The sequence below is a fragment of the Bacillus kexueae genome (assembly GCF_022809095.1).
Taxonomy (GTDB): domain Bacteria; phylum Bacillota; class Bacilli; order Bacillales; family Aeribacillaceae; genus Bacillus_BZ; species Bacillus_BZ kexueae.
Genome location: NZ_JALAZE010000008.1, coordinates 61,787 through 87,272, shown reverse-complemented (window position 1 = coordinate 87,272; position 25,486 = coordinate 61,787). Strand labels below are relative to the sequence as shown.

General features: G+C 37.8%; 24 protein-coding genes. 12 read left to right on the top strand and 12 right to left on the bottom strand.

The annotated features are described in order from the left end of the window. The first annotated feature begins 7 nt into the window (after positions 1–7). The gene (locus ML543_RS13190) at positions 8–1,270 is read left to right on the top strand and encodes an MFS transporter (RefSeq protein ID WP_243387914.1); all 1,263 of its coding nucleotides are present in this window, start codon (positions 8–10) and stop codon (positions 1,268–1,270) included. A gap of 44 nt (positions 1,271–1,314) precedes the next feature. Here the strand turns inward: ML543_RS13190 and ML543_RS13185 are convergent, their stop codons facing one another. The 4 genes from ML543_RS13185 to ML543_RS13170 form a co-directional block, all read right to left on the bottom strand. Beyond that, entirely contained in the window at positions 1,315–1,752 is a 438-nt protein-coding gene (locus tag ML543_RS13185) for a hypothetical protein (protein WP_243387913.1), read from the bottom strand. 87 nt (positions 1,753–1,839) lie between these two features. Continuing rightward, on the bottom strand, positions 1,840–2,475 hold the full coding sequence (locus ML543_RS13180; protein ID WP_243387912.1) for an SdpI family protein: 636 nt from the start codon (positions 2,473–2,475) through the stop codon (positions 1,840–1,842). Beyond that, on the bottom strand, positions 2,465–2,749 hold the full coding sequence (locus tag ML543_RS13175) for an autorepressor SdpR family transcription factor (RefSeq protein ID WP_243387911.1): 285 nt from the start codon (positions 2,747–2,749) through the stop codon (positions 2,465–2,467). The genes ML543_RS13180 and ML543_RS13175 overlap by 11 nt, the downstream gene beginning before the upstream one ends. Before the next feature lie 139 nt (positions 2,750–2,888). Continuing rightward, on the bottom strand, positions 2,889–3,293 hold the full coding sequence (locus tag ML543_RS13170; protein ID WP_243387910.1) for a carboxymuconolactone decarboxylase family protein: 405 nt from the start codon (positions 3,291–3,293) through the stop codon (positions 2,889–2,891). A gap of 117 nt (positions 3,294–3,410) precedes the next feature. Here ML543_RS13170 and ML543_RS13165 point away from each other — a divergent pair, with 117 nt between their 5' ends. Both ML543_RS13165 and ML543_RS13160 read left to right on the top strand, forming a co-directional pair. Beyond that, a complete protein-coding gene (locus ML543_RS13165; protein WP_243387909.1) occupies positions 3,411–3,848 on the top strand; it encodes an Lrp/AsnC family transcriptional regulator in 438 nt (145 codons plus the stop codon). Positions 3,849–3,921: 73 nt separating this feature from the next. Further along, positions 3,922–5,541, top strand: a complete 1,620-nt coding sequence (locus ML543_RS13160) for an ABC-F family ATP-binding cassette domain-containing protein (RefSeq protein ID WP_243387908.1) — start codon at positions 3,922–3,924, stop codon at positions 5,539–5,541. Between the two features lie 280 nt (positions 5,542–5,821). Here ML543_RS13160 and ML543_RS13155 read toward each other — a convergent pair whose 3' ends face one another. Further along, entirely contained in the window at positions 5,822–8,014 is a 2,193-nt protein-coding gene (locus tag ML543_RS13155; RefSeq protein WP_243387907.1) for a DEAD/DEAH box helicase, read from the bottom strand. A 147-nt stretch (positions 8,015–8,161) separates the two neighbouring features. Here ML543_RS13155 and ML543_RS13150 point away from each other — a divergent pair, with 147 nt between their 5' ends. Then, complete coding sequence (locus tag ML543_RS13150) at positions 8,162–8,719, top strand: thioredoxin family protein (protein ID WP_243387906.1); 558 nt, start codon at positions 8,162–8,164, stop codon at positions 8,717–8,719. Positions 8,720–8,785: 66 nt separating this feature from the next. Here ML543_RS13150 and ML543_RS13145 read toward each other — a convergent pair whose 3' ends face one another. Next, positions 8,786–9,598 carry an HAD family hydrolase gene (locus ML543_RS13145; protein ID WP_243387905.1) on the bottom strand — a complete coding sequence of 271 codons (813 nt, stop codon included), beginning with the start codon at positions 9,596–9,598 and terminating at the stop codon, positions 8,786–8,788. A gap of 130 nt (positions 9,599–9,728) precedes the next feature. Here ML543_RS13145 and ML543_RS13140 point away from each other — a divergent pair, with 130 nt between their 5' ends. Together ML543_RS13140 and ML543_RS13135 are read left to right on the top strand one after the other, a co-directional pair. Beyond that, positions 9,729–10,667: an ATP-grasp domain-containing protein gene (locus tag ML543_RS13140; protein WP_243387904.1), complete on the top strand. Its 939-nt coding sequence runs from the start codon at positions 9,729–9,731 to the stop codon at positions 10,665–10,667. A 359-nt stretch (positions 10,668–11,026) separates the two neighbouring features. Further along, a complete protein-coding gene (locus ML543_RS13135; RefSeq protein ID WP_243387903.1) occupies positions 11,027–13,072 on the top strand; it encodes a bifunctional diguanylate cyclase/phosphodiesterase in 2,046 nt (681 codons plus the stop codon). Between the two features lie 227 nt (positions 13,073–13,299). Here the strand turns inward: ML543_RS13135 and uvsE (ML543_RS13130) are convergent, their stop codons facing one another. Genes uvsE (ML543_RS13130) through ML543_RS13120 form a run of 3 tightly spaced genes read right to left on the bottom strand, consistent with a single transcriptional unit; the run spans position 13,300 to position 16,650 of the window. Beyond that, positions 13,300–14,262: a UV DNA damage repair endonuclease UvsE gene (gene uvsE, locus ML543_RS13130; RefSeq protein WP_243387902.1), complete on the bottom strand. Its 963-nt coding sequence runs from the start codon at positions 14,260–14,262 to the stop codon at positions 13,300–13,302. A 16-nt stretch (positions 14,263–14,278) separates the two neighbouring features. Then, positions 14,279–15,319, bottom strand: coding sequence for a cytochrome d ubiquinol oxidase subunit II (locus tag ML543_RS13125; protein WP_243387901.1), 1,041 nt, complete (start codon positions 15,317–15,319; stop codon positions 14,279–14,281). After that, on the bottom strand, positions 15,316–16,650 hold the full coding sequence (locus ML543_RS13120; protein ID WP_243387900.1) for a cytochrome ubiquinol oxidase subunit I: 1,335 nt from the start codon (positions 16,648–16,650) through the stop codon (positions 15,316–15,318). The genes ML543_RS13125 and ML543_RS13120 overlap by 4 nt, the downstream gene beginning before the upstream one ends. A gap of 197 nt (positions 16,651–16,847) precedes the next feature. Between ML543_RS13120 and ML543_RS13115 the strand changes: the two genes are divergently transcribed. From ML543_RS13115 to ML543_RS13105, 3 genes are all read left to right on the top strand, one after another. Beyond that, positions 16,848–17,468: a YczE/YyaS/YitT family protein gene (locus ML543_RS13115; RefSeq protein ID WP_243387899.1), complete on the top strand. Its 621-nt coding sequence runs from the start codon at positions 16,848–16,850 to the stop codon at positions 17,466–17,468. A 192-nt stretch (positions 17,469–17,660) separates the two neighbouring features. After that, positions 17,661–18,278 (top strand): DUF6944 family repetitive protein, encoded by a 618-nt coding sequence (locus ML543_RS13110; protein WP_243387898.1) that lies wholly within the window; start codon positions 17,661–17,663, stop codon positions 18,276–18,278. Positions 18,279–18,393: 115 nt separating this feature from the next. After that, positions 18,394–18,879 carry a GNAT family N-acetyltransferase gene (locus ML543_RS13105; RefSeq protein ID WP_243387897.1) on the top strand — a complete coding sequence of 162 codons (486 nt, stop codon included), beginning with the start codon at positions 18,394–18,396 and terminating at the stop codon, positions 18,877–18,879. A gap of 35 nt (positions 18,880–18,914) precedes the next feature. Here ML543_RS13105 and ML543_RS13100 read toward each other — a convergent pair whose 3' ends face one another. The 3 genes from ML543_RS13100 to ML543_RS13090 are packed head-to-tail and all read right to left on the bottom strand — an operon-like array spanning position 18,915 to position 22,419. Next, the gene (locus tag ML543_RS13100) at positions 18,915–20,207 is read right to left on the bottom strand and encodes an ATP-binding protein (protein ID WP_243387896.1); all 1,293 of its coding nucleotides are present in this window, start codon (positions 20,205–20,207) and stop codon (positions 18,915–18,917) included. A 2-nt stretch (positions 20,208–20,209) separates the two neighbouring features. Next, the gene (gene uvsE, locus ML543_RS13095) at positions 20,210–21,121 is read right to left on the bottom strand and encodes a UV DNA damage repair endonuclease UvsE (protein ID WP_243387895.1); all 912 of its coding nucleotides are present in this window, start codon (positions 21,119–21,121) and stop codon (positions 20,210–20,212) included. A 53-nt stretch (positions 21,122–21,174) separates the two neighbouring features. Beyond that, complete coding sequence (locus ML543_RS13090) at positions 21,175–22,419, bottom strand: helix-turn-helix domain-containing protein (RefSeq protein ID WP_243387976.1); 1,245 nt, start codon at positions 22,417–22,419, stop codon at positions 21,175–21,177. A gap of 201 nt (positions 22,420–22,620) precedes the next feature. Between ML543_RS13090 and ML543_RS13085 the strand changes: the two genes are divergently transcribed. The 3 genes from ML543_RS13085 (at position 22,621) to speD (ending at position 25,469) form a co-directional block, all read left to right on the top strand. After that, positions 22,621–22,971 (top strand): DUF485 domain-containing protein, encoded by a 351-nt coding sequence (locus ML543_RS13085; protein ID WP_243387894.1) that lies wholly within the window; start codon positions 22,621–22,623, stop codon positions 22,969–22,971. Next, on the top strand, positions 22,968–24,536 hold the full coding sequence (locus tag ML543_RS13080; RefSeq protein ID WP_243387893.1) for a sodium/solute symporter: 1,569 nt from the start codon (positions 22,968–22,970) through the stop codon (positions 24,534–24,536). The genes ML543_RS13085 and ML543_RS13080 overlap by 4 nt, the downstream gene beginning before the upstream one ends. 126 nt (positions 24,537–24,662) lie before the next feature. Next, complete coding sequence (gene speD / locus ML543_RS13075) at positions 24,663–25,469, top strand: adenosylmethionine decarboxylase (protein ID WP_243387892.1); 807 nt, start codon at positions 24,663–24,665, stop codon at positions 25,467–25,469. The last annotated feature ends 17 nt before the right edge of the window (positions 25,470–25,486 follow it).

Sequence of the window (25,486 nt, the reverse complement as noted above, 5' to 3'; positions counted from 1 at the left end):
GATGAAAATGAAAAAGCGTTTTTCAAAAGATGAGCGCAGTTGGATTTTTTATGATTGGGCGAATTCCGCCTACTCCATTATTATTACGACCGCAATATTTCCGTTATTTTATAAAGCAGCTGCGACAAGTAGTGGTGTATCGGGGGCTAATTCCACCGCTTACTTAGGTTATACAATCGCAATAGCAACGTTTATCCTCGCTATGATAGCCCCCATTTTAGGTACAATCGCCGATTATGAAGGGTTAAAGAAGAAGTTTTTTGCCTTCTTCTTTGGAGTAGGTGTGAGTGCGACGGCCGTGCTAGCATTTATTCCGAGTGATGCGTGGTTATGGCTTCTCGTTTGTTATACTGTAGCTACCATTGGTTCAACGGGGGCAAACGTGTTTTACGATGCTTTTTTAGTAGATGTTACGACGGAAGATCGAATGAATCGTGTTTCAGCATTCGGTTTCGGATTTGGCTATATTGGTAGCACGATTCCATTTATCATTAGCATTGCCATCATCCTTTCGTCTCAAAGTGGTGTCCTTCCAATCAGTACCGCTGTCGCAAGTAAAATTGCTTTCCTCATCACGGCTTTATGGTGGTTATTATTTACGATACCTTTATTAAAGAACGTTTCGCAAATTCATTTTATTGAACGGGAGAAACGACCAATCCAAATGAGCTTCAAGCGACTATTTAATACAATGAAAGAAATTAAAAAATACCGTCCCCTATTTCTCTTCCTCTTGGCCTACTTCTTTTACATTGATGGAGTTGGAACAATCATTTCCATGTCGACTGCTTACGGAACGGATTTAGGCATTTCAGCTACGAATTTATTAATTATCTTATTTGTCACACAAGTTGTTGCCGCTCCTTTTGCTATTTTATATGGAAAATTAGCCGACCGATATACGGGTAAGAACATGCTTTATGTGGGGATTTTCATATATACGATTGTCTGTATTTACGCTTACTTTATGGATTCAACTTTAGACTTTTGGATTTTAGCAATGCTTGTTGCCTCGTCACAAGGTGGTATTCAAGCGTTGAGCCGCTCTTACTTTGCAAAGCTCGTTCCGAAAAAGAATGCGAATGAGTTTTTCGGGTTTTATAATATTTTTGGTAAGTTCGCTTCCATAATGGGACCACTTTTAGTTGGATTAACGGCACAACTTACAGGACAATCCAGCATGGGGGTATTCAGCCTTATCGTCTTATTTATGATCGGTGGCATCATTCTCATTTTTGTCCCGAATCCAGATGTTTCATTGGAAAAATGATCAGTAAATGAACCGGTTAGGTACTGTCACTAACCGGTTTCGTTTTAAATGTACAGTATGATGCGTTCGAAATAATACTGAACGTCTTTCAAGTATCTTGAATAATCAATTAGATGTTCAACAAGAATCCATATCGCTATGAGACCAAAAAAGAAGACAATGGTAAGACCTTCACCTTTCCACGTCTTTTTCCGAACGTAAAATCCTGCTAAGACGACGATGCTTAAATATACGAATGTTATGATGATGGTGCTGAGAGTCGATTTTAAACTTTCAATGGTCTCTTGGTACTGAAATAAAGCTTCACGATTTTCATCAGATTCAACAACTTCTTTCGAACGCTCTCCCTTTTGAACATTCCATTTTCCATCGTTAATAGAATAGGAGTAACCAGCCGCTTCTCCTTTTAGAATGACCGTTGCTTCTCCATATGCGACAGCCGGAAATAAGCATAAAAGTAGAATAAAAGGAATCCACCGCATACGCCCTCCCCCCTTTCGTACATTCCTACCAATTTTACCATGTATTACAAAAAGGGTGCATCGGAATGTCGATGCACCTAATACCATTTACTTTGTTTCCTGTTTGTAATATCGATACGACTGGATGATTAAAAAGAGTGTACTAGCGAGTGTAACTGAAATAAATACGATGAATCGCCAAGTCCCTTCCGTCCATAAAGAGAAAATGGCAACCACTCCCATGAATACGAATACCTTCCCTCCAAGTCGGTGTGTTTTGTACCATACGCGTTCACTCGCAAGTGTCCAAGGTGTACGTATTCCGACAAAATAGTTATGTTTCATTTTCGGCATGTAGTTTCCAATGACGATAAATAATAGACCGATGACAAGTGGAACGACAAATGAAATATCAATGTTATAACCTAAGTTGCTACCAAGTAATGAAAGGTGAATGATCAAAAAGACAATGGCGAGTGTGTTTATAAGAATTTGATAGCTCTGTTTAAAATGGGTATAATTCTTTTTTTTCGGGTCAATGGACGGCAATATGTGAAACAAGCCGAGTAGAAATATCATCATAATAGGCAGGAATAATGCGCCGAATAATTTATGACCATAATTATCTGGCTCTCCTGCAGCATTCCAATGAATAGCCACTTGTTCAGGTAAATACGGCAGTGCGAGTAAACCTGCTAAAAATGACAAAACAATAATAAATATAAAGAAACGATTATTTTTCATTTCTTTCCCCATCCTTTTCTAAAATATCGTAAAACCAACTTAAAAGTTCTTGAAACACCGTCGTATTAAGCGAATAGTAGATATGCTGTCCTCTTCGCTCATCGTGCACTAAATCCGCTTGTTTTAAAAGCTTTAAATGATGCGAAACACTCGGCTTTTGCATATCAAAGTGGGATGCAATCTCACCTGCTGTCAAATCTCCTTTTTTCAGCAAAGATAAAATCCGTCTACGACTGGGATCTGAAATCGCTTTAAATGCGTCATTAAAAGACAATGGTGTTCCCCCCTCTTTTTAGATATTTAGATAAATTTCTAATTATTAATTACATTTAGATATTTAGATAATCTTCTAACTATAGTATGCAAAATTTAGTTGAAGTTGTCAATTAGAAGTGCCCTTCAACGAAGAGCACTTAGGACAATTTTAAGATCGCACCTACATATTGAGATGCTGTGATAAACGTAATAAAGGCAACGAGTTCACTTATTTCAGCATCACAAAAGGTTTGTTGCAAAACATGGACAGCAGAAGGTGGAACGTTCCCTTTTTCCTTTAAAAAAACTTCAGCAAAAGCCACTGCTACGGTTGTTTTTTCATCAAATAGGTGTCTTTGCGGCATCCCTTTCACTTGACAATATTCACACCCATTTTGTCGTGCGAGCGTTCTCCTCACTTGCTCTTTAAGCGTCGCGGATAATAACCCTTTTTTTACTACTACTTCGTGTAAGTGAGACCATGCCTGTAAAATGTCTACATTGTGACCTAAAATCTTTTCAAAAGGTGTTTCACCGTGATCCGATAAAGATATGATTGTCATTATCTTCCCTCCTTGCCATAATAGTAATAAATATATCTGTACAATAACATAATGGATGTAAAGTTTTTCTCTTAAAAACATGGCAAATTAAAGGTTGGAAGGAGAAATAATTTTCAAATGAAATTAGATGACCTAGATTTGAAGATTATAGATGAACTTATGAAAAATAGTCGGCTATCCATGAGAGAATTAGCACGTCTTCTCAATCGTTCTGCACCAGCAATAAGTGAGCGGATTAAACAGTTAGAATCGTTTGGGATAATCAAAGGATATACCATTCAAATTGATTACGGAAAAGTCGGTTATCCGGTTTGTTGTCTTTTTGAGGTAACGATTAAAGGCGGTCAATATGATACTTTCAAAAAATATGTATCAAACTTACCACAAGTGGAGTTTTGTCATCGAATCGCTGGTAGTGCTTGTTTTGTATTGAAGCGGTATTTTCACTCTCTTTCAGATGTTGAACAATTTATTGATGAAGTCTCTCCATTTGCTACAACGGTAACGCATGTCGTCTTCTCATCCGTAGAAACAAAACCCTTTATTTCTCTATAATCAAACATCGCCATTTCCGAAAGAAAATGGTATACTTTCGTAGACATGATTAGTTTGGAGGATTAAAAGCAATATGATTACAGTACAAAATGTAAGCTTGCGATTTGCTGATCGTAAGTTGTTTGAAGATGTGAACATTAAGTTTAGCCCAGGGAATTGTTATGGATTAATTGGCGCAAATGGTGCGGGAAAATCAACTTTCTTGAAAGTGTTATCTGGGGAAATTGAGCCTCAAACAGGTCACGTTCATATGAATCCTGATGAGCGTTTAGCTGTATTAAAACAAAACCATTTTGAATACGAAGAATTTGAAGTACTTCAAACGGTTATTATGGGGCATACGAGATTATACGAAGTGATGCAAGAAAAAGACGCTATCTATATGAAGCCGGACTTTACACATGAAGACGGAATGCGTGCTGCAGAATTGGAAGCGGAATTTGCTGAATTAAACGGTTGGGAAGCTGAATCAGAAGCCGCTATTTTATTAAAAGGTTTAGGCATTCAAGAAGAGCTTCATACGAAAAAAATGGCTGATTTAACGGGTGCCGAAAAGGTAAAAGTTCTTTTAGCTCAAGCATTATTCGGCAAACCAGATGTATTGCTTCTGGATGAGCCAACGAACAACCTTGATATAAAGGCAATTCAATGGCTGGAAGAGTTTTTAATTAACTTTGAAAATACTGTGATTGTCGTATCCCATGATCGCCACTTCTTAAACAAAGTATGTACGCACATTGCGGATTTGGATTATGGGAAAATCCAAATTTATGTTGGGAACTACGATTTCTGGTATGAATCAAGCCAGTTAGCTCAAAAAATGATGCAAGAGCAAAATAAGAAAAAAGAAGAGAAAATTAAAGAACTTCAAGCGTTTATCGCTCGATTTAGTGCGAATGCATCGAAATCTAAACAGGCGACTTCTCGTAAGAAATTACTTGAGAAAATTACATTGGACGATATTAAACCTTCATCTCGTCGCTATCCGTACGTTCACTTTGCGCCTGAACGCGAAATTGGAAATGACGTTTTGCGTGTCGAAGGGTTAACGAAAACCATTGATGGTGTGAAAGTGTTAGACAATGTAAGCTTTACGATGAATAAGGAAGATAAAATTGCTTTTGTCGGAACAAATGAGATTGGATATACTACGTTATTCAAAATTCTAATGGGTGAAATGGAACCTGATAGCGGCTCGTTCAAATGGGGTGTTACGACATCACAAGCGTACTTCCCTCGCGATAATAGTGAGTACTTTGAAAACAATGATTTAAACTTAGTGGATTGGTTGCGACAATATTCACCGAATGATCAAAGTGAGACGTTTTTACGTGGATTCCTTGGTCGTATGCTCTTCTCTGGTGAAGAAGTGATGAAGAAAGCAAGCGTATTGTCGGGTGGAGAAAAAGTACGTTGTATGCTTTCAAAAATGATGTTAAGCGGTTCAAACGTATTATTATTTGATGATCCGACGAACCACTTAGATCTAGAATCTATTACTGCACTAAATAACGGTTTAATGAAGTTTAAAGGTGCGATGCTCTTTACATCTCATGACCACCAGTTCGTGCAAACAATCGCAAATCGAATTATTGAGATTACTCCGAACGGAATGGTTGACAAGCAGACAACATATGATGAGTATTTAGAAAACGAAGAGATTCAAAAAAGACTTCAAGAGCTTTATGCTTAATTAAAAAGAGGCTGCCCAATTAGGACAGCCTCTTTCTTCATTGTTACAGAAAGTTTAAGTTAAAGTGTTCCAGTATTCTCTTTACCGTTTTTTTGGTGTCTAGCTCCAAGCGAACTTCTATAACCTCGCAGAATCTCCTTTTTATTGCAGGCGAGATTCACGGCTATCCTCTCTATTTATCTATCAGCTTCTCTAGCGGGAAAGCCCATCTGCAATAATGGTCTGTTACTCGAGCTTTCCCGCTGGAGTCCCCCCTAGCTTTTTACCGTCGCTTCGTAATTTATGTTTGGATAGTTGTTGTAAGAAATTTTCCAATCGACGGTGCAAGTAATCTAGCTGCAACAAATGGTGGTTTTCTCTTTTCTTTGTTCGTGAGAAAAAGGCCAATCCAAACTAATTGTTCATCTATTAAAAGAAATGGAAATGGTAGAGTGGATGGAATCACTTTCACATAGTTTTTATATGGCTTTAGAGCGTTCCTCCATTCAGAATTTAGCTGTTCTCCTATCGGGAGGGCGACCATAATGGATTGACGTGCGTTTTTTAAGTCCTGCATTACCAGTTCTATTTTTTTAGCATGCATCCATCGAAGCTTCGGATGCTGTTTTTGAATCCATGTCCCAATTTCGTTTGGATAAACAGTTTGTCCTCTCGCAATTTGATAGTCAACGAGTTTTCGAAGCGTTTGACTCCGGTAGATGTTTTGTTGCATAAAATCGATGTTACCGACGTGAATAAACTTCCCTTTCGTTCGCGTGATGGCGACGTTGATGAGCCGTTCGCTTTCTCTCCCAATCAAAAGCATCCCTGGCCGTTCCTTCGGGAAGCTATCGACCGTATCAAAGATCATCATATCTCGCTCACTTCCTTGGAATCGGTGGACAGTTGCTGAGATGATGTTTGCAACATGCTTTTCATGTTCATATATGTCTTGAAGAAGCTTTTCCATTAGAATACTTTGTGCACGATACGGGGTCACATAGCCGATCGAACGTATGCCCGCTGTATATCCTTCGTGAATTAGTTGAAACGAGAGTAACAATTGCCACAGGTTGACATAGGATTTCGTCGTTTCATCTTTCCAGCAATAGTCACCCGTATTGCTCGTGTCAAGCAAAATGGACGCTTTCTCCTCAAACGGCTTTTGTGAAACTAATTCATTTCGGCTCGTTAAGACGCTTTTATGGTCTCCGACAAATGCTCGGTAAATGACATTGTTAGTAAAGCTTGAAATGTCAGGGTGCATCCGACGTTGTTCACGTAATAAAAACAAATGAGGATGAAGTTCGCCCGTGTCGACCGATTTTGCAACCCCGGATGCGTGAAAAACGTCTTGCTTCAACCATTTAGTAACAAGGGAATGCCGCCCTTGAGCGATAGGTGGTAATTGCATAAAGTCTCCGCATACAATGGTCCGTTTCCCTAATGAAGCGGCAAACGCTGCTTGTGGCACATACGCCATACTTGCTTCATCAATAATAATGAGATCATACTCTGTTTCATAGATTGTCGGATCGCTAGCTGCCTTCGCAAGTGTTGTCCCAATTACTTTTGCATCCTTTACGAAATCTATTTCTTTCTTGCGAATTTTTTCTAATAGTGAGGCTAAATCTTTTTCGATCTCCATTAATTGTTCTGAATCCCTTTTTGAGTAAGATCGAGCTAAATCTTGTTTTATTCCTTTTCGTTCATTTAGTAGTTTCTCTCTTTTTTCTGCTAAATCGGGATGTTGACTTCCTAACAATTGCGATGTGGTGATGGAATAGCTATCGTCTAAAGTACCACTGTTTTGTGTACCGTATCGAAGGATTTCTCCTACTTTCAATAGGTCTTTCCGTACTAAAAAGCTTGCCATTTCGTTCATCAACACATCGACTGCTTGGTTACTGTGTGATAAAAGCAGCACCCGTTTGTTTTTCATATACTTATTTGCAGCAACCCGAGCCAGCGTGTATGTTTTCCCGGTACCAGGTGGTCCCCAAATAAATGTGATAGGATTGTATTTGGAACGAAGAATGACTTCATGGATAGAACTTTTAATACTTGTCGTCGGATGTTTAGGTTCCATTGTCGGATGAAGGAGTTTTTTTACTCTTGCACGTTTTTTCTTACTCTCTTTCATTTCATCAATTCTCGCATAAAGTTCATCTAAAAGTTCCCATGGGTCATGAAGTAAGTTTGCTTCCGGGATGAGGTCTCCAAAGGAGCGTTCAACTGATAATAAAACACCTCCCCCATCTGCTGAGACTAGAATTCCTGTTTCTTTTACATGTCCCCATTCAAGACGAATAGATGAACCATTTGGGATGTTCATCGGGACAATTGCGTCAAAATAATACGTAAAGGTTGGTTCATGTGAGACAAGTCGTCCGTTTTTAATAGGAAATTTTGTACTTCCGTATTTTTTTAGATGGACAATTTCCGCTTGAAGCGCTTTTTTCCATTCTTTTATGTATTGTAAAGTTGATGTCATCCTGATCTTCCTATCTAGTAAAAAGAATATGTCGATTTATTACTATAGCATATTGTACGAAGATTCGTCGAAAAAGGTATATCCATTTACTAGGTATGATTCATTCGTTATACTAACAGGTGAAAATAAAGGAAAGGATGGAATATAATGGCACGAACTGAATCGGTAATGCTCCCTCTTGGTTCTATAGCTCCATTATTTGAATTGTATAACCCGGTAACTGGTAAAACGACGAAACTGAGTGATGTGAAGTCAGAAACGGCAACGGTAGTCATGTTCATTTGTAATCATTGTCCATTTGTGATTCATGTGCAAGATGTATTAGTCGAAGTAGCCCGTAACTATCAAGCGAAAGGAATCTCTTTCGTTGCGATTAACGCAAATGACGTGGAAAATTACCCAGAAGATTCACCCGAAAAAATGAAAGAAGTAGCGGAACAATTACACTATCCATTCCCGTACTTATTTGATGAATCACAAGAAGTAGCAAAAGCATATAATGCTGCTTGTACTCCAGATTTCTTCGTGTTTGACGATGAATTAAAGTTAGTGTATCGAGGTCAATTTGACGATTCAAGACCAGGTAATGATAAGCCTGTGACCGGTGATAGTTTAAAAGAAGCGTTGGATGCTATTTTAAACGGTCAGCCTGTAAATCCGAATCAGAAACCAAGCTTAGGGTGCAATATTAAGTGGAAACAATGATTGTTCAAGCTTAATTTAAAGTGAAGACCTAAAGAAATTTCGTTCATTAGGTCTTCATTTTTCGTTTTAAACAGTTATAGTTCTTAGAGGAAGTAAGTGTTTCACAGCATATGCAAATCCGTTTTCGTCATTTGTTTTTGTCACGATATCCGCTTTTTCTTGTATGTTTTTCGGCGCATTTGCCATTGCAACGGAAGTTGTTGCCACTTCAAATTGACCTAAATCGTTTCCGCCGTCTCCAAACGCATAGATTTCATCATATTGAACACCCATTAATTCAGCGTAACGGAGGATTGCTTTTCCTTTATGCGCGTCACCAGAAGTAATCTCCAAATTGTTTGGAAATGAAGAAGCAAGTGAAAGATTTGGTACCCTCTCTAAAACTTCTTTTACCTTGTCAATTTGAGCGATATTCTCCTTATCAACAAGTGCAATCATTTTAAATATTTTTAAGTCAGGTATCGATAAAATAGAGTCATAGTTAAATTCTCTGAACAGTTTTTGGGCTTCTTCCCACGTTTTTTTATGAAGTGGTGGTAGTGTTGTTGGTAATCCCCCTTCATTCGTGTAAACGAGAACTTCAACTTCTAACTCTTTTAACTGTCGATACACTTCTTGATAGGTTTCGATCGATAAAGTTGCTTCATATAGAAGCTCTCTATTTTTTGAAAAAAGAACGGATCCATTTATACAGAAAATAGGCAATCTTAATTGCTCAACGGCATTGATTTTTAACACATCTTGAATTGCACGACCTGTATTTATAATAACGTGATGACCTTCATTAAGAAGACTCTTAATAACGGTTAAATTCTCTTCTGAAATCTCGTGCTTTGAGTTTAATAAAGTTCCATCCAAATCAATGGAAAAACATTTCATGTAACGTCAGTTCCTTTCTTCTCTCGCTATTTAACCCTTTCATTCTATCAAAGTGGATGTATCAATTCCATCTTTAACTGAAATCCTTTATACTTGAGTAGATTGATAGGAAATGTTGGAGGTGTTTTAGTTGGAGAGAAAGGTTTATGTCATACATGAAAATCAAGAGTGGACCAAGCCGTTGTTCGATGCTTTAAATGAGTTGAATGTCCCCTATGAAGATTGGTTTTTACATGAAGGAACGATTGATTTAACGAAAGAACCCCCTGAAGGGATTTTTTATAACCGTATGAGTGCATCTTCACATACGCGAAATCATCGTTTTTCACCCGAATATACAGCTTCTGTCCTATCGTGGTTAGAAAGTCATGGTCGAGTTGTACTCAATAATAGTCGAGCATTGCAATTGGAAATTAGCAAAGTCGCTCAATATACTTCACTTCAGTCGTTTGGAATTCCAGTACCGAAAACAATTGCAGCGATTGGAAAAGAACAAATTCTTGAGGCCGCTTCTTCGTTCTCTGGACCATTTATCACGAAACATAACCGTGCTGGGAAAGGTCTAGGTGTACGAAAATTTCATTCACTTCAATCGTTAAAAGAATATGTAGAAAGCGATGAATTTGAACCATCCATAGATGGGATCACATTGGTACAACAATATATTGAAGCCCCAAAACCTTATATTATGCGATGTGAGTTTATTAACGGTTCTTTCTTCTACGCTGTTCGTGTTGATACTTCGCAAGGATTTGAGTTATGTCCAGCCGATGCGTGCCAAATTGGTGATTCCTATTGTCCGACAACAAAAAATCCGAAGCCGAAATTTGAAATTATACAAAACTATGAAAACCCATACTTGAAGCAATATGAATCGTTTTTACGTGCTAATAATATCCATTTTGCCGGCATTGAATGCATCGAAGATCAAAATGGAAACATCTATACATATGATGTCAACACAAACACGAATTATAATCCAGAAGCAGAAGCGAAAGCTGGTCTTTTCGGAATGCGTGCTATTGCAAAAGAGTTGCAAACATATTTAACTCAACTTGAAAGTAAATAGACTTTCCTTAAGGGCTGCCTAATATGTTCGACGAAAAGCAGCTCCCATTTATCCAAATTAAGGTGGTGGCGTGATTCCAGCGGGAACAGTCGAAACTAGTCCGGTCTTCCCTAAGGAACGTGTCAGTCACCTGATGAGATTAACCGAATATCATTTTCGCTAAGAATTGGAGCTATACTTTCTGGATAGCTCCTTATTTTTTTGTTCTGTGAGAAGAAATTTTTTTGAGATTTCATTTTTTTAACAGAAACGATGGAAATTTGTCGTTTTATGCCGATATAATACAATGGGAGTGTGTCGGTGTTAGTCCAATTGAACTATTCCGTTTTCTTTCATTTTGAAATGAAAGGTTGTTACCAATGTTTATCTACCACAGTTTTACTCAATGGAACACTATGGATGGAGAGTACACCTTTCTAATTATCGCAATTTCATTTGTGATTGTTTGTTTATCTTCTTATACGGCTCTTTCAATGAATGATAAAAGTCAGCATGATCGTTTTGTTAATCGTTACGTATGGCTAGGATTGGCATCTGTCGCAATGGGGATTGGTATTTGGTCTATGCACTTTATTGGAATGAGTGCTTACGTAAATCCTAATCTCATGAAATATGGGGAATTGTATGCAGTCGGTTCTGCAATACCGGTTATACTCGCCTCTTATTATGCCTTTGTCGTTGCTACACGGAAAAAAGATTCAAAAAAATTATTTGTTAAAGCTGGATTTATAATGGGGACTGGCATTGCTACTACTCACGTGCTAGCTGCCTTGCTAATTGAATCTTCACCAACCTTTTCCGATTACTTCATGATTTTTATCGTCTCAACAGGAACGGCTGTCCTTTCGACAATTGGCGCACTTTATTTGTACAGTCAATTAAAGAAACGAATGAAACGCAAAAAAATGCGGAAATTGATGACGGCCATGATTATTGGGTCTGTCATTTCAACCATTCATTACGCTGGACTCATTGCAACGAATGGTTTGGTCGACTCATCTCTTCTGCTCGGTTATCAGTCATCTCCGAAAATAAATTTGACGTTAATTTTCGTATCCATCGTGGTAGTTCTTAGCTTCTTAGGTCTTTTTAAAGGAATAACCGTTGTCATTGAGCGATATGTAGAATATCGATTGAAAAATTTCGACGCTTTAACTCTTTTGCCGAACAGGAAGCACTTTGAGCGCGTCCTTGCTACTCACAAGCATGTAGGTTCTTTAGCAGTTATTCATATTCATGATTTAGGAAGATGGAATCGACAGTTCGGGTATACTTTTGGAGATCAAATTATTGCTAATATCGCAGAAATAATCGCTAAGTATAAGCCATTAAACGCTTATGTATCTCGGATTGAAGGAAATCGCTTTGTTCTTTTTGTGAATGAACATTATGGTGCTAAAAGGTTTATTAACGGTTTAGAGTCCCTGATGGATATGTTGAAAACACAAATTAAGATTGATGATCATTCGTTAACAGTAGACATGGTTTGTGCAGTTGCAACGAATAATGAGGCTCATGCTGAAGATTTGTTTGCCAATACGTTAGCCGTTTTAGATCATTCTTCGATTCGTTATTCACATGATGTCGTTTTATACCAACCATCAGTTCATACATATTCGTTCCAAAACCAAATCGTCGATGAAATCAATCAAGCTATGACGAATCGAGAGTTATTTTTAGTCTATCAGCCAAAGGTTTGCTCCCATACGAGAGAAGTGCTAGGTTTAGAGGCATTATTACGTTGGCAACATCCGACAAAAGGATTCATATCTCCGGGCGTATTCATCCCTGTGTTAGAAGAAAACGGAAAAATGTTTGACGTTACCGATTGGGTAATTGAAGAAGTATGCCGACAATTGGCGGCATGGTCTGAAGGTGGTAAATGCAAGTTGCAAGTTGCCATCAATATTCCGGGTCCGTACGTTACATCTCCACGATTAATGAGCGTCTTAAAAAATTGCATATCAAAATATGGCATAAATCCGAATCAATTGGAACTAGAAATTACAGAAACGAGTGTCATTAACAACATTCATCGTGCCATTAAGGCAGTAAATGAGTTTCGATTATTTGGGTTTTCCGTAGCGTTAGATGACTTCGGAACAGGCGTCTCATCCTTATCGTACTTAAAGCGATTACCGATTTCGACGTTGAAAATCGATAAATCGTTTGTTGATGATATTCCGGATTCTGAAAAAGACTCGGCCATTTTAAAAACGATTATCTCACTTGGACAATCTTTACATTTAAATGTCGTAATTGAAGGAGTCGAATCAGAAAAACAAATGGAATTTCTCCGTTCGCTTTCTGAATGCCCTGTTGTACAAGGGTATTACTTTTCGAAACCGTTAGAAAATAACGAGCTAGTAAAATGGCTCGATGATTTTTCAACGGTCGTTCATTAAATGTTTAAAGTGTTCATTTAGTTAGTGATACTGGCTAAATGAACACTTCTTTTTTATAGTTACAGAAAGTTTAAGTTCAATAAAGTGTTCTCTTTACAGTTTTTTGGTGTCTAGCTCTATGCTCCACCAGCTCGGGTCGCTTCGGCCCTGCTGTGGCGACGGAACCCTCCTCGCAGGTCCTCCAGCGCCCTTCGCCTAAGGACTTGCGCTTTGCGCTTTTCTTATTTTCACTTCAAATGAAAAGATGCCTGATCGATAACTTCAATGTTTGGGTAAGAAGAAAGCTCATGCATAAGACGAAACAGTGCTTCATCTTTTTGCTTTGCTTCAATCATACAGTCTAATTGGTCAATACTACCCTTCACATTGCAGAGAAATTGATAAAATTGTTCGGCGTTGATGTAGTCATGATGAGCACGGAAAGCTACCTCGTCTCGAGGGCTTGATATATGCATCTTCATTGGTAACGGTGAACAATTCCATGTTTGAATTGCTCGCTCCCAATGCTCCTCCCATATTTCTCCCCCATTATTTGCCTCATGATGGTGGAAATCGAAGACGAAAGGAATGCCCAACTTCTCGCATAAATATAAGGTTTGAGACATTGTAAATGTCGTGTCATCATTTTCTAACATGATTAGGTTTTGAATTCTTTCAGGGACATATGCCCAATTATGAATGAACTGTTCCAATGCTTTTTCCTGGTCTTCATATCCCCCACCAACATGAATGACACATCGGTGTTTAAGAGGAATTCCCATTCTCTTTAGTAATTGTTCATGAAGATGTAATGCTTGAATGGATGTTTTTAATGTCGATACGTCCTTTGTATTGAGTACAACAAAGTGATCCGGGTGAAAATCAATTCTCATTGGGTGTTCTGATAGAAACTTCCTGATTTCTTTTAAAGGTTGTTCGAGCGGGGATAAATAATCCCAATCAGCTAATGCCTCATGATTCGCAAGTGGAATGAGACGTGAACTGAGGCGGAAAAACTGTATATCATGTGCCCGGTTATGCTTTAATATTCGAAGGCAATTTTCGATATTTGATCGCGCGATTCGTTCAAGCTTTCGAATGGCGGCTTCTCGATCCTTAATTTTGGTAAACTGACGAAATGTCATCGTTTGTGAAGGAGAACAATGATGTAGGTGTACGCTCATGGCAACGTATCCGAGTCGGACATACATTTCTTCCCCCTCCTTCTTATTTGTTTGAGTTACGAACGTACCGTTTGTCTTTCATAAAGAGGCGCCAAAAATAAAAAAAGCCCGGAAATAAGATTAGGAAACCTACGATATAAGTGGTAAACAACGCTCGAAAAGTATTAGGATGTGTAAAACCTGATTCAATGGTGATTGTTGGATAAACGATATATGGTAAATGAGATATACCATATACATAGCTAGCGATTAAATATTGAGCAACAATTGCAATAACCGCTAATCGCGGCCACCCTTTTTTGTCTCCTTTTGCTCTTTTGAAAGGGTCATACAATGCAATTCCAGCTACTAAAAACATGGATACGGAGATGATTAGTAATGTACTATGGCTAATCATCTTCTCATAAAGCCAAGTTGCTTCTGTTTTCATCGTAATTAATATGAAAAAGGCAGAAACAAGTGATAATGGCCCTGTGATCATAGCGTCTCGACGATAAATGATGAAAGCTTCTTTCTCACGAGCTTCGTTCGAATAGTCTGCTAATAGTAATGAAGATAGAAAAAGGGTACTAAAAAAAGCGAAGCTCATAAATGCATATATGTGTGGACTTGTGATGAGCTTTGTTAAATGTAGTTGATCAACTCCATTCACGTTTACAATGTAATCTCCATGTGTAATCGGTAAAATTGTAATCAATAAACAAGGAATGAGAAATCCTGATATTCCAGATACGTACGTTAAAGGCTTTTCGTAATCTTTCACTGCATGAGAAAAAACGAGGAACCCACTTCGGATTGAAAGGAATAACAATATGATACTACCAGGGATTAATAAAACAGTCCCGAGTGTGAACGTTGCACCAGGAAAAAAGGTTACAAGCGCAACAACAATTGCCACAATGAATACATTTGTTACTTCCCATGTCGGCGATAAGTAGCGGTTAGCGATATTTGTCGCATTCGTTTTTTCACGATTAATATAAACCATTGACCAAAAACCGGCACCAAAATCCATCGTCGCCATGACAGCATATATAAACACAAACCCCCATAAAAGTGATATAGCTAAAATACTATCCGTCATGATGTCCCCTCCGATAATTCTTGGTGAACAGGATGTCGCTTAAAATAATGAAGAAGAACGAGAACGACAGCCGTTCCTAATATAATAAAAATGGCTGTAAATAAAATAAATAAAACGCCTAACTGAGTCGAGCCAGTAACTGCATCTTCCGTCTTCATCAGCCGGTAAATGACCCACGGTTGCCTCCCGGTACAAGCAAATATCCAACCAAATTCAACGGATAATAGTGCAAGGGGTCCTCCGAAAACGAGTGCCCATAAGTAGTAGCGTGGGAAATGCTTCTTCTTCAAAAACTTAATCCATATAATACCACCCCATGCCAGTACTAATAAGAGTGAACCGATTAATACCATCGCATTAAATAAGGTGTGAACGAACAAAGGTGGCCACCATTCACGTGGAAAATCATTTAATCCTTTAACTACTGTATCGAATCGGTCGCCAGCTAGAAAACTTAAAGCCCAAGGAATTTCAATTGCCCATTTGACTTCTTGAGTCTCTTCATCAGTGAATCCCCCAATAGCCAACGGTGCATAGGGTTGCGTTTCGAATAAGCCTTCAGCAGCAGCTAGTTTTTCAGGTTGATACTCATGTAGTAGTTGAGCCGATTCATGGCCATTAATGGCCGTCAATAATGAAAAAATACCACCAACTACTAATGCTAATTGAAAGGCTTTCCGATGAAACTGATAGACGGCTGATGTTCGGTTAGACTCCTTAAGCATCTTAAAGGCAGCAATGGAGCCGATGACGAATGCCCCTGTCATATAAGCAGATACCGCAACATGTCCAGCTGTAGTGATGAAACTCGGATTGAAAAAAGCGCGCCAAGGATTCACATCGACGATTTCGCCATTTTCAATGCGAAAACCCGCTGGTGTTCCCTCAAATGCATGCACATTCGTAATAAGAACGGCTGAGGCAACCGCACCAAGCGCTACAAATATTAGACTTAAAATTCGCATTGCAGGTGAAATACGGTCCGCTGCATATACATAAATCGACATAAATAATGCTTCAATAAAGAATGCGTAAATTTCAATTTGGAAAGGAAGTGCCATAACTTTCCCGATAACTTCCATAAATCCAGGCCAAAGTAATGACAGTTGAACACCGGCAATCGTACCAGAAGGAATGGCAACGCCTAATAAGACGGCAAATCCTTTCGTCCACCTATTGGCCATTATCGCGTAATCTCTGTCTTTTGTTTTTTGGTATAAAAGCTCAGCAAGCAACATCATGAGCGGTAATCCAACTCCAAGTGTTGCAAAAATAATATGAAACCCCATTGTGGTCCCAAACATCGATCGTGCAATGACTACATCATCCATGTAAAAAGCCCCTTTTCTTTCCAAAGTTCAATAGTATTATCCTCCACCTCCAAAATTTTCATTCGTGCTTTCCGAATGAAATGGTTGAAATTATATCTTGATTTTCGCTCGGAAGTTGATTATTATTCTCTATATGTAAGCGTTTGAGATGTCAGACGACTGATGACTTCTAGTTTAGGATAAGGAGTATTTTACAGATGAAAGAAAGAATTTTATTTTTTAGTTTTGGATTACTTTTATTAACATTAGGAGTTGGTCTCATCATCCAGTCCGGCCTAGGTGCTTCTGCTTGGGATGCATTAGCTGTTGGAGAGTCCAATATGTTCGGAATTACGGTAGGTACTTGTGTTTTTATCAACGGAGTTATCCTCATTATTCTTAATTCCTTTTTGTTAAAAAAGAAGCCTGAAATTTTAGCGGCGGTGACGATCTTAGTAATTGGGGCTTTAATTGATTTTTGGCTGTTAATTGTTCTTCAACCGTTCGTCCCTACAAACATTGTGTTCCAGTTTGTTTACTTAATTTCTGGGATTTTAGCAATGGGCGTTGGAGTTGCGATTTACTTACAAGCAAAATTTCCAGCTAGTCCTATGGATACGTTAATGGTCGCAATTCATCAACGCTTCGGGTTAAACCTTCGAAACGCTCGTATTGTGAGTGAAGGGTTTGCTTTAACACTTGCTTTTCTATTTAAAGGAGCCATTGGAATTGGGACAATCATTGTCACGTTAACACTAGGACTTGTTGTTCAACTTTCATTCCCATATTTTGAACAATTAATACAAAAAATGAGTCGTGAACAAATTGTGAAATCTTAACAATTGATTAAAAAAGCAGGTGAATAACTGATTCCCCTGCTTTTTTGTATTATCCATTTTTCCTTAAGCCCTTGTAGTTTCATGAAATTCATTTTTCCCATATAAGTTTTACTTATAAAATTAAAATCAAGTTAACCACCTAACCCCCTCCCCTTCAGTGTGAATATACTGTAATTAAGGAGGGAAATTGATATGGACAATGACCATCGTCTACTTGAACTTGCTGGTGTATGGATACAGGCAGCAGGAACAGCTATCTCAGCTATCGGAAATACCATTATTCTAACAGAGAAGACGATTATCGCAGAAGAAGTCGGAACGAAGCTTGTAATCTATGGAAATGGTCTGGAGGCTACAGGGAATTCTTTTCAAGCCATTGCGACTTCAAAAGAGTTCGAGAATACTGATGGGCAATCTCTTTCGATTCTTGGTTCATGGTTTCAGGCTGGTGGGAACATGACGAACGTAGTAGCAGGAACACTTTCTTTAAAAGGCCTTGATAGAGAAGGAAATGAATTAGATATCATTGGGGACTCCCTTCAATCAATAGGGGCGCTATTTGAAGCTTATGCTGAAACGTTAAGTAAGGAAGAGTTTTCTCAACTCAAGCTTACAGGTCTCTCCTTGCAGTCTGCAGGCGCATTACTTGAAGCTGTTGGGGTTGTGTATGTTTTAAAAGGTAAGGAAGAAGTCGGTGAACAAATTGAAACGTTTGGTAGCTACGCTCAAACAGCTGGTGCAACGATTGCTGCTATTGCAACAACAAAACAATATGAGTATGATTCAAAGAAGTTTCATCTTGGAGATTAAGTTTACATAATAAAATTATTGTTTATTATGTATTTACTCCTTCTAGCCCATTAGGTAAAATGAAGGAATATATTAACTATTCACTCAATGGTGTTCTACGAAAGGAGATAACAGAATGATTATTCGAAAAGCTACTGAAGATGATGTCCCTAACATGATGGAAATTTATAATGATGCTGTACGCCATTTAACGGCAACGTTTGATATCCAAGTAAAATCGTTAGAAGATCGATTACAATGGTTTCGTTCCTTTCGTGATCAAAATCCATTATTAGTTGCAGAAATGGACGGGAAGGTAGTCGGCTATTGTGGTCTTTCTCCGTTTCGTGAAAAAGAAGCATACAAGTATACAATGGAAGTTTCCTTATACATAGATCGAACGTATCGAGGAAAAGGAATTGGAAAATCTCTCTTACAAGAAATGATTGAAATAGCAAAAGTCTTACAAATTCATTGTCTAATTGCAGGAATTACAACAGGAAATGAGGCAAGCGTTACATTACATGAACGATTCGGATTCGAATTTATTGGCCGATTTAAAGAAGTGGGATTTAAATTTAATGAGTGGCAGCATGTCGATTTTTACCAACTTTTATTATAAATACATACATCAATGAAGTCATAAGCATGGGATACTTATGACTTCATTGGAAAAGTAAGTATAACTGTTGTCCCTTTATTTTTCTTACTATGAAAGGTAATGGTACTATGATGTCTTTTCATTATTTTCATGCTTACAGCTAAACCAAGGCCAGTTCCTTTTTCTTTTGTTGAATAAAAAGGTTCTCCCAGTCTTTTGATCCGATCTTCATCCATACCAATTCCGTTATCTTTTATTGAAATAAAAAGTTTATTTAACTTGGTATAGAGATCAATGTCAATGTTTCCACGTGAGTCATCTTGTTTCATTTTGATGGCTTCAATACTATTTTTCAAAAGATTAATGAATACTTGTTTAAGTAGATTAGGATCCCCTAATATGTGGACGGGCTTTTCATATGTGTGGATTTGAATGTCTGTATCATACATTTTTGCTTCCGGGTGAATCAAATAGGTCACCTGGTGAATTAATTCGGTCATTTCAATAGTTTCAAATTGTATGGACTCATTTTTACCTAAGTAAAGCATTTCGCTCGTAATGCCTTCAATTCTTTCGATTTCAGAAAGGATAAGCTGCAAATGCGACTGTTGGTCATTAGACCCTTCTTTCATTAACTGGATGAACCCTTTAATCGATGTTAATGGGTTACGAATTTCATGAGCAACAGAAGCAGCAAGCTGACCAATGACATACATTTTTTCATTTTTAATCATGAGCTCTTCATTACGTTTATGCTCGGTTATATCTTTTGCAATGCCGTATAGACCTGTTACGTCCCCCTTAATGACAATCGGAAGTAAGGTCATCCGGACAATGATTGGACCATCAAAAGTTATTTCAAAAGTCGCAGAATCTCCTTTTAATACATCATTCATTCTTTTTTCTACATAAATTGAATCATGATTTTGAACAAATTGTAAAAAGGATGTCCCAATAAGTTTTGAGGTGGTTTGTTGAAACATTTGTTGACCGGCAGAATTAATCGCTAATAGCATTCCTTCCTTACTTAATTCAAACACTGCATCTGGATTTTGTTGAAATAACGATTGATATCGTAACGTATTTGCTTGTAATTCAAGCTCTTTTTCTTTCAATTCATTCGTTGATTGAATAATTTGTTTTGTTCGTTTATTAATGAGTACAAATAATACGATTCCAGTAATAAGGACAAAAAACCACCCTTTATACCGTTGGAAAGTTAGAAAGTCCCCCATCCCATTGTTACTTAAAAAATAGGAGACTTGATCGGAAAAAATAATCCATAAGACACCGATAAAAATATAGATGAAAGCTATTTTTGAAGCGACGCGGTAGGCTGTTGCATGCATGGTTATTCTCCCTTGATGAAGGTATTCTTTCTCTTAACTTTTCGACTAAGAGCCCTTTTTATGCGTAATACGCTCTTTTCTTTCATCTTTGCTTCAAACATTATGTCGATGTTATACCCTTTAAATAAGGAAACGGCATCAAAATAATCTTTAAGTAAAATAAAATCATGATGTGCTCGATCGGTTGGAGATGTTTTACCAGAGCTTAAATGAATTTTTGGGACTTGAGATTCTCCCCAGCTTTGAACGATTGTAGTGATTTCATCGTTTAATTCAAAGTTCGTATGGTGACAACGATGGTGATGATAGTCAAAGCAAATGGGGATATTTGTCTCTAAGTGGATGTCAAGAACATCATGAATTGTAAAAATTTTATCGTCGTTTTCTAGCTTTAGTTTTTCTTTTATTTCGTTTGGTAGATCATGATACCTCTTAATGAATCGTTTTTTCGCAGCTTCTTTATCTCCATATGCTCCACCAACGTGAGTAATCATATCGGTTGCTCCCGTTAATTCCATCAGCATTGCATGATAATGAAAATCAAGAAGTGAATTATGATAGACCTTATCATTCGGTGTATTTAAGATAGAATATTGTCCAGGATGCATCGATAGCCTTGAGCTACTTTGTTCTTTTAGTTTTCTGATAGTTAAAGTTAGACGTAAAACTTCGTCATCCTCCCACCATTTCCATTGGTTAATAGGATGAGTGGCAAATGGAATAATATCGCTGCTTAAACGGTAAAAGTCTATGTGGTGATGAATATTCCATTTAAGAATCTTAATCGTTTCATTAAGATTTTCAATTGCCAGTTTACGAATAATCGAAAGGCCTTCCTTTTCTACTGTTTTTAAACGACACGTTTTAAATTTAGACGGAATGGTCATGTTGACGCAAGCGTATCCAAGCTTCATAAAACTCCTCTTAAGCAAATGTAAAATTAATATGTATTATTCCCGAGGGACGTTTAAATAAACAAAATCTCCTCAGTAGCCCGATATTCGCTTGGTGAAAAACCGGCATATTTTTTGAATGTAGAACTAAAGTAATTTGGCGTATTAAACCCTAGTTCATCCGAGATTTGTTCAATGGTTTTGTTCGTATGTCTGAGCTGCCATACTGCATGTTGTAAGCGAACGAACGTTACGTATTCCACAAAACTTCGACCGGTTTCTTGTTTAAATAGTCGACAAAAATACGGAACACTAATAGAAGCGCTTTTGGCAACGCGGGATACTGTTAAATCCTCTTCATGAAAATGATTCATAATATAGGATGTGCATTTAGAAATGGTGTCATTTTTGGTAATGTCGTCATAATATCGCAGCGATAGGCGCTCAAAAGGTGGAGTTCTCCTCGCCTTTCTTCCTTCCCGATAGGAATGGTGAAGCTGAATAGGTTCTCGGTAGATCGTTCCGACTCCGATAAATAAGTAAATACTGTAATCAGAAATTAAGGATTCGATACAATCTAAGAGTATTTTCTCCCCTTCCAACCAATCTTTAAATCGCATATAAATTGAAGGAACATGTGCTAATAAAACGAGGTGTTTACGATACGTTAAAAAAGATACGTCATGCCCGATTTCTGAAAAGCGACTTTCTAAATGATGGCGAATCAATACAGATGGATGCCACCCTTCTTTTTCTCGTTTTTCGAGATTTTTCACAAACCCTTGTATGAAAATGACGACGTTAGGGATAGTTAATTTAGGTAAATATTTTTTGGTTTCAATGATTTCATGTTCTGATGCAACTTCTCCTCTTAACAATCGTCGTAAAAACGCTTCTTCAAACGGAATATGATGTTTTACTATGGATGTACTTGTTTCCATCTCCTCATACATCTCATGATAATTCGGAGTATCAACTTGTATGGACTCCATTCGTTCCATAACTTTTTTCAGCTTTCGAACGAAATGACTTTTCCGCAACGGTTTCACGAGAATATCTTGGACACCTAAATCTAATGCAAGAGGTGATGTTTTTAATAATGATGGATCTAAGATAACGATAACTTTACAATTTTTATTTTTCTTTCCTAATCGAGAAATTTTTAACCAGTCGAACAGTTGTCTTATTTCAATAATTGCGAGATTCGCCTCGCTGGAGATATTTGTAAACGTATACATTTTTTCGTTCATACAATTCGATAACCAGTTGATTATGAAATTTTTATCCTCCGATTTTTCAATGGATAGATAGATGTTCATCACCTGATGTTTCCCCCTTTTTTTCTCCAAACCCTTTCTATATTTATTTTACTAAAAATCTCTGTTTTTGAGAAAATATTAAATATTTATACATTTCTGATAATTTATTGTAAGGTGTTTCCCTTCTAGTTTTTGTACAATCAAAACAAGCAGCATCTACAACAAAACAAGCTGCAACAGTTAAGCAAAGGGGGAATTCTTTTGGCGGGAGAATACAAAGAATATGATTATGTTCCAGCCGGTTCAATCGATGTGTCAGAATTAGAGCCACTTGACTCACAAACTGACCGCTTGATGAAGCAAGAGTTTAAGACGGGGTTTAAGTTAACAATTTTCTACTATGCCTTTATTCTCGCAATTCCAGTATTAAATTGGTTTGCGACAGATTTTATGTTTTCGAACATGTGGGGCGGCATGAGCTATGCTTGGTTTTTAACAAGCATTGTTGCTATGGCAATGGCTTTTATTATTGCGTTGATTCATACCTACTTGTATGAGAAGCGATCAAAAGAACTTCAATCTCCTGAAGAAGAAAGGAGAAAAGCGTTATGATTTCTACATTATTTGAACCAAAGTATTTTTTAACATTTATCCTACTTGGAACTATCGTTTATATCACCTATTTAACAAAACGAAACACAACTTCTTCAGATTACTTTGTAGGTGGTCGAAGCTTTGGGTGGTTTACAAACGGTTCTGCCATTGCAGGTGATTATTTAAGTGCAGCTACGTTTTTAGGATTAGCGGGTCTTACTTTTGCCTTAGGATATGATGGAGCATATTATGCGTTTTGTTTCTCCATCGGGTTAACTCTCTTGGCTATTTTCGTTGCCGGACCGCTTAGACGTTTTGGAGCATATACCGTAGCGGATTTTTTAGCGTACCGCTTCCATTCAAAACGAGCAAGACTTGTAGCGGTAGCTGTCGTATTAGCCATTTCAGGGTTTTACGCTGCACCGCAATTACTGGGAGCAGCTCAGATATTAACGATGTTTTTCGGTACAAGTTATGAATTTGGTATTATTTTCACTTGTTCAGTCATGATTTTTTATGTTGGCGTTGGTGGAATGAAAGGCACGACGTTGAACCAAGCTTTAGAGCTTTGGATTCGTCTAGGTGCATTCGTCCTAATGGTAGCTGCAGCTGTTTATGGCGGTTTGCATTATGACAAAATTTTAGCAGCCATCAGTGAATTCAAAGGGGTTGTTGTCGGTACAGGCCAATTTGCACCAGATGGACAAGATGTATCGTTTGACGGCTCGACGTGGACGGGTACTGGAAACTTCTTCCCTAACTTTTGGCAAACTTTATCCATGACAATTGGATTATCACTCGGTACGATTGGTCTCCCTCACATACTTCTTCGATTCTACACAAATCCAGACGGTCGTTCAGCACGTAAATCTGCTATTATGGCTATTTCAATCGCAAGTTTATTCTTCTTCTTTGCTGTATATTTAGGCGTTGTCGGTCGCTCCATCTTTTTAAGTGGAAACGCGAGCGATGCTGTTATGAAAGACTTAGTAGCTGGGGGAACAAATATGGTTATCCCATCTACTGCACAGGCACTTGGCGGGGAATGGTTGCTTGGTTTAGTCATTGCGGGTGCATTCGCAGCTATCTTCTCGAATCTATCCGGTTTATTTATCGCAAGTTCTGGAGCTGTAGCTCATGATTTGTACGCAAGCTTATTTAAGAAAAATTTAGGCGAAAAAGAACGTGTTGTAGCTGGTAAAGTAGCCATTGTTCTATTAGGTATTTTCTATGGAATTTTAGGTTTAATGGTTAAAGATGCTTCTATCGGACATCTTGTCGCTCTTGCATTTACAGTCGCAGCTAGTACCTTTACGCCAATCTTTATTCTTGGAATTTGGTGGCGCGGAATGACGGAAAAAGGAGCCATTGCCGGTTTAGTCATGGGACTTCTTTCATCCATGTACATGATTTTCTTTGCTGATACACTTCCTGCTTTTCTTCAGTTAAAAGTACCAGGAATTATCACAGTTCCAATCGGCTTCTTATCTGTATACCTCGTGTCAAAATGGGATCGAAAAGTCCCTGCAGATGTAAACGACTTTATGCGTAAAGTACATTCAAAAGAATCGGATGCAGCTTAAATCCTTATAGGTGTGAAAACGAATTAAACGTTTTCGCACCTTTTTTATTTTCTAATCCTCCCGCTGTATAAAATACGTGGTTCTCATTATCCTAATTACTAATGGAATTTGGAAGGAGATGGTTTCGTGGAAACAGAATCCCATGTAACATTACACGGATTTAATAATTTAACAAAGTCATTAAGCTTTAACATGTATGATATTTGTTATACGAAAACGAAAGAAGAACGAGAAGCATACATTGCGTATATCGATGATTTTTATAGTGCAGAACGATTAACAACCATTTTAAAGCATGTAGCTGATATCATTGGAGCTCATGTTTTAAACATCGCGAAACAAGATTATGTCCCTCAAGGTGCAAGTGTCACGATGCTTGTGTCTGAAGGTCCTGTTGTAGAAGTACCTACTGAAACGTATGAAGAGTCACCAGGGCCATTACCAGAATCGGTTGTTCTTGCATTAGATAAAAGTCATATAACTGTTCATACATATCCTGAGTATCATCCACACGAAGGGATAAGCACATTTCGAGCGGATATTGATGTTTCGACATGTGGAGAAATTTCACCATTAAAAGCCCTTCATTATTTAATTCATTCGTTTGAACCTGATATTATGGTCATTGATTATCGAGTGCGTGGATTTACACGTGATATTAACGGGAAGAAGCTTTATATAGATCATGACATTTCATCCATTCAAAACTACATCCCGGACGAAATAAAGGTTAAATACGATATGATTGATGTGAACGTGTATCAAGAACATATGTTTCATACGAAATGTAAGCTTCGTGAATTCGATTTAGATCAATATTTATTTGGACAAACAAAAGATAAAGTTATGGAACAAGAATATCATCCTATTACAGAGATTTTGAAAAAGGAAATGGATGAAATTTTCTATGGAAAGAATATGGATAGAACCTAAACGAAGGAGAGCATGTA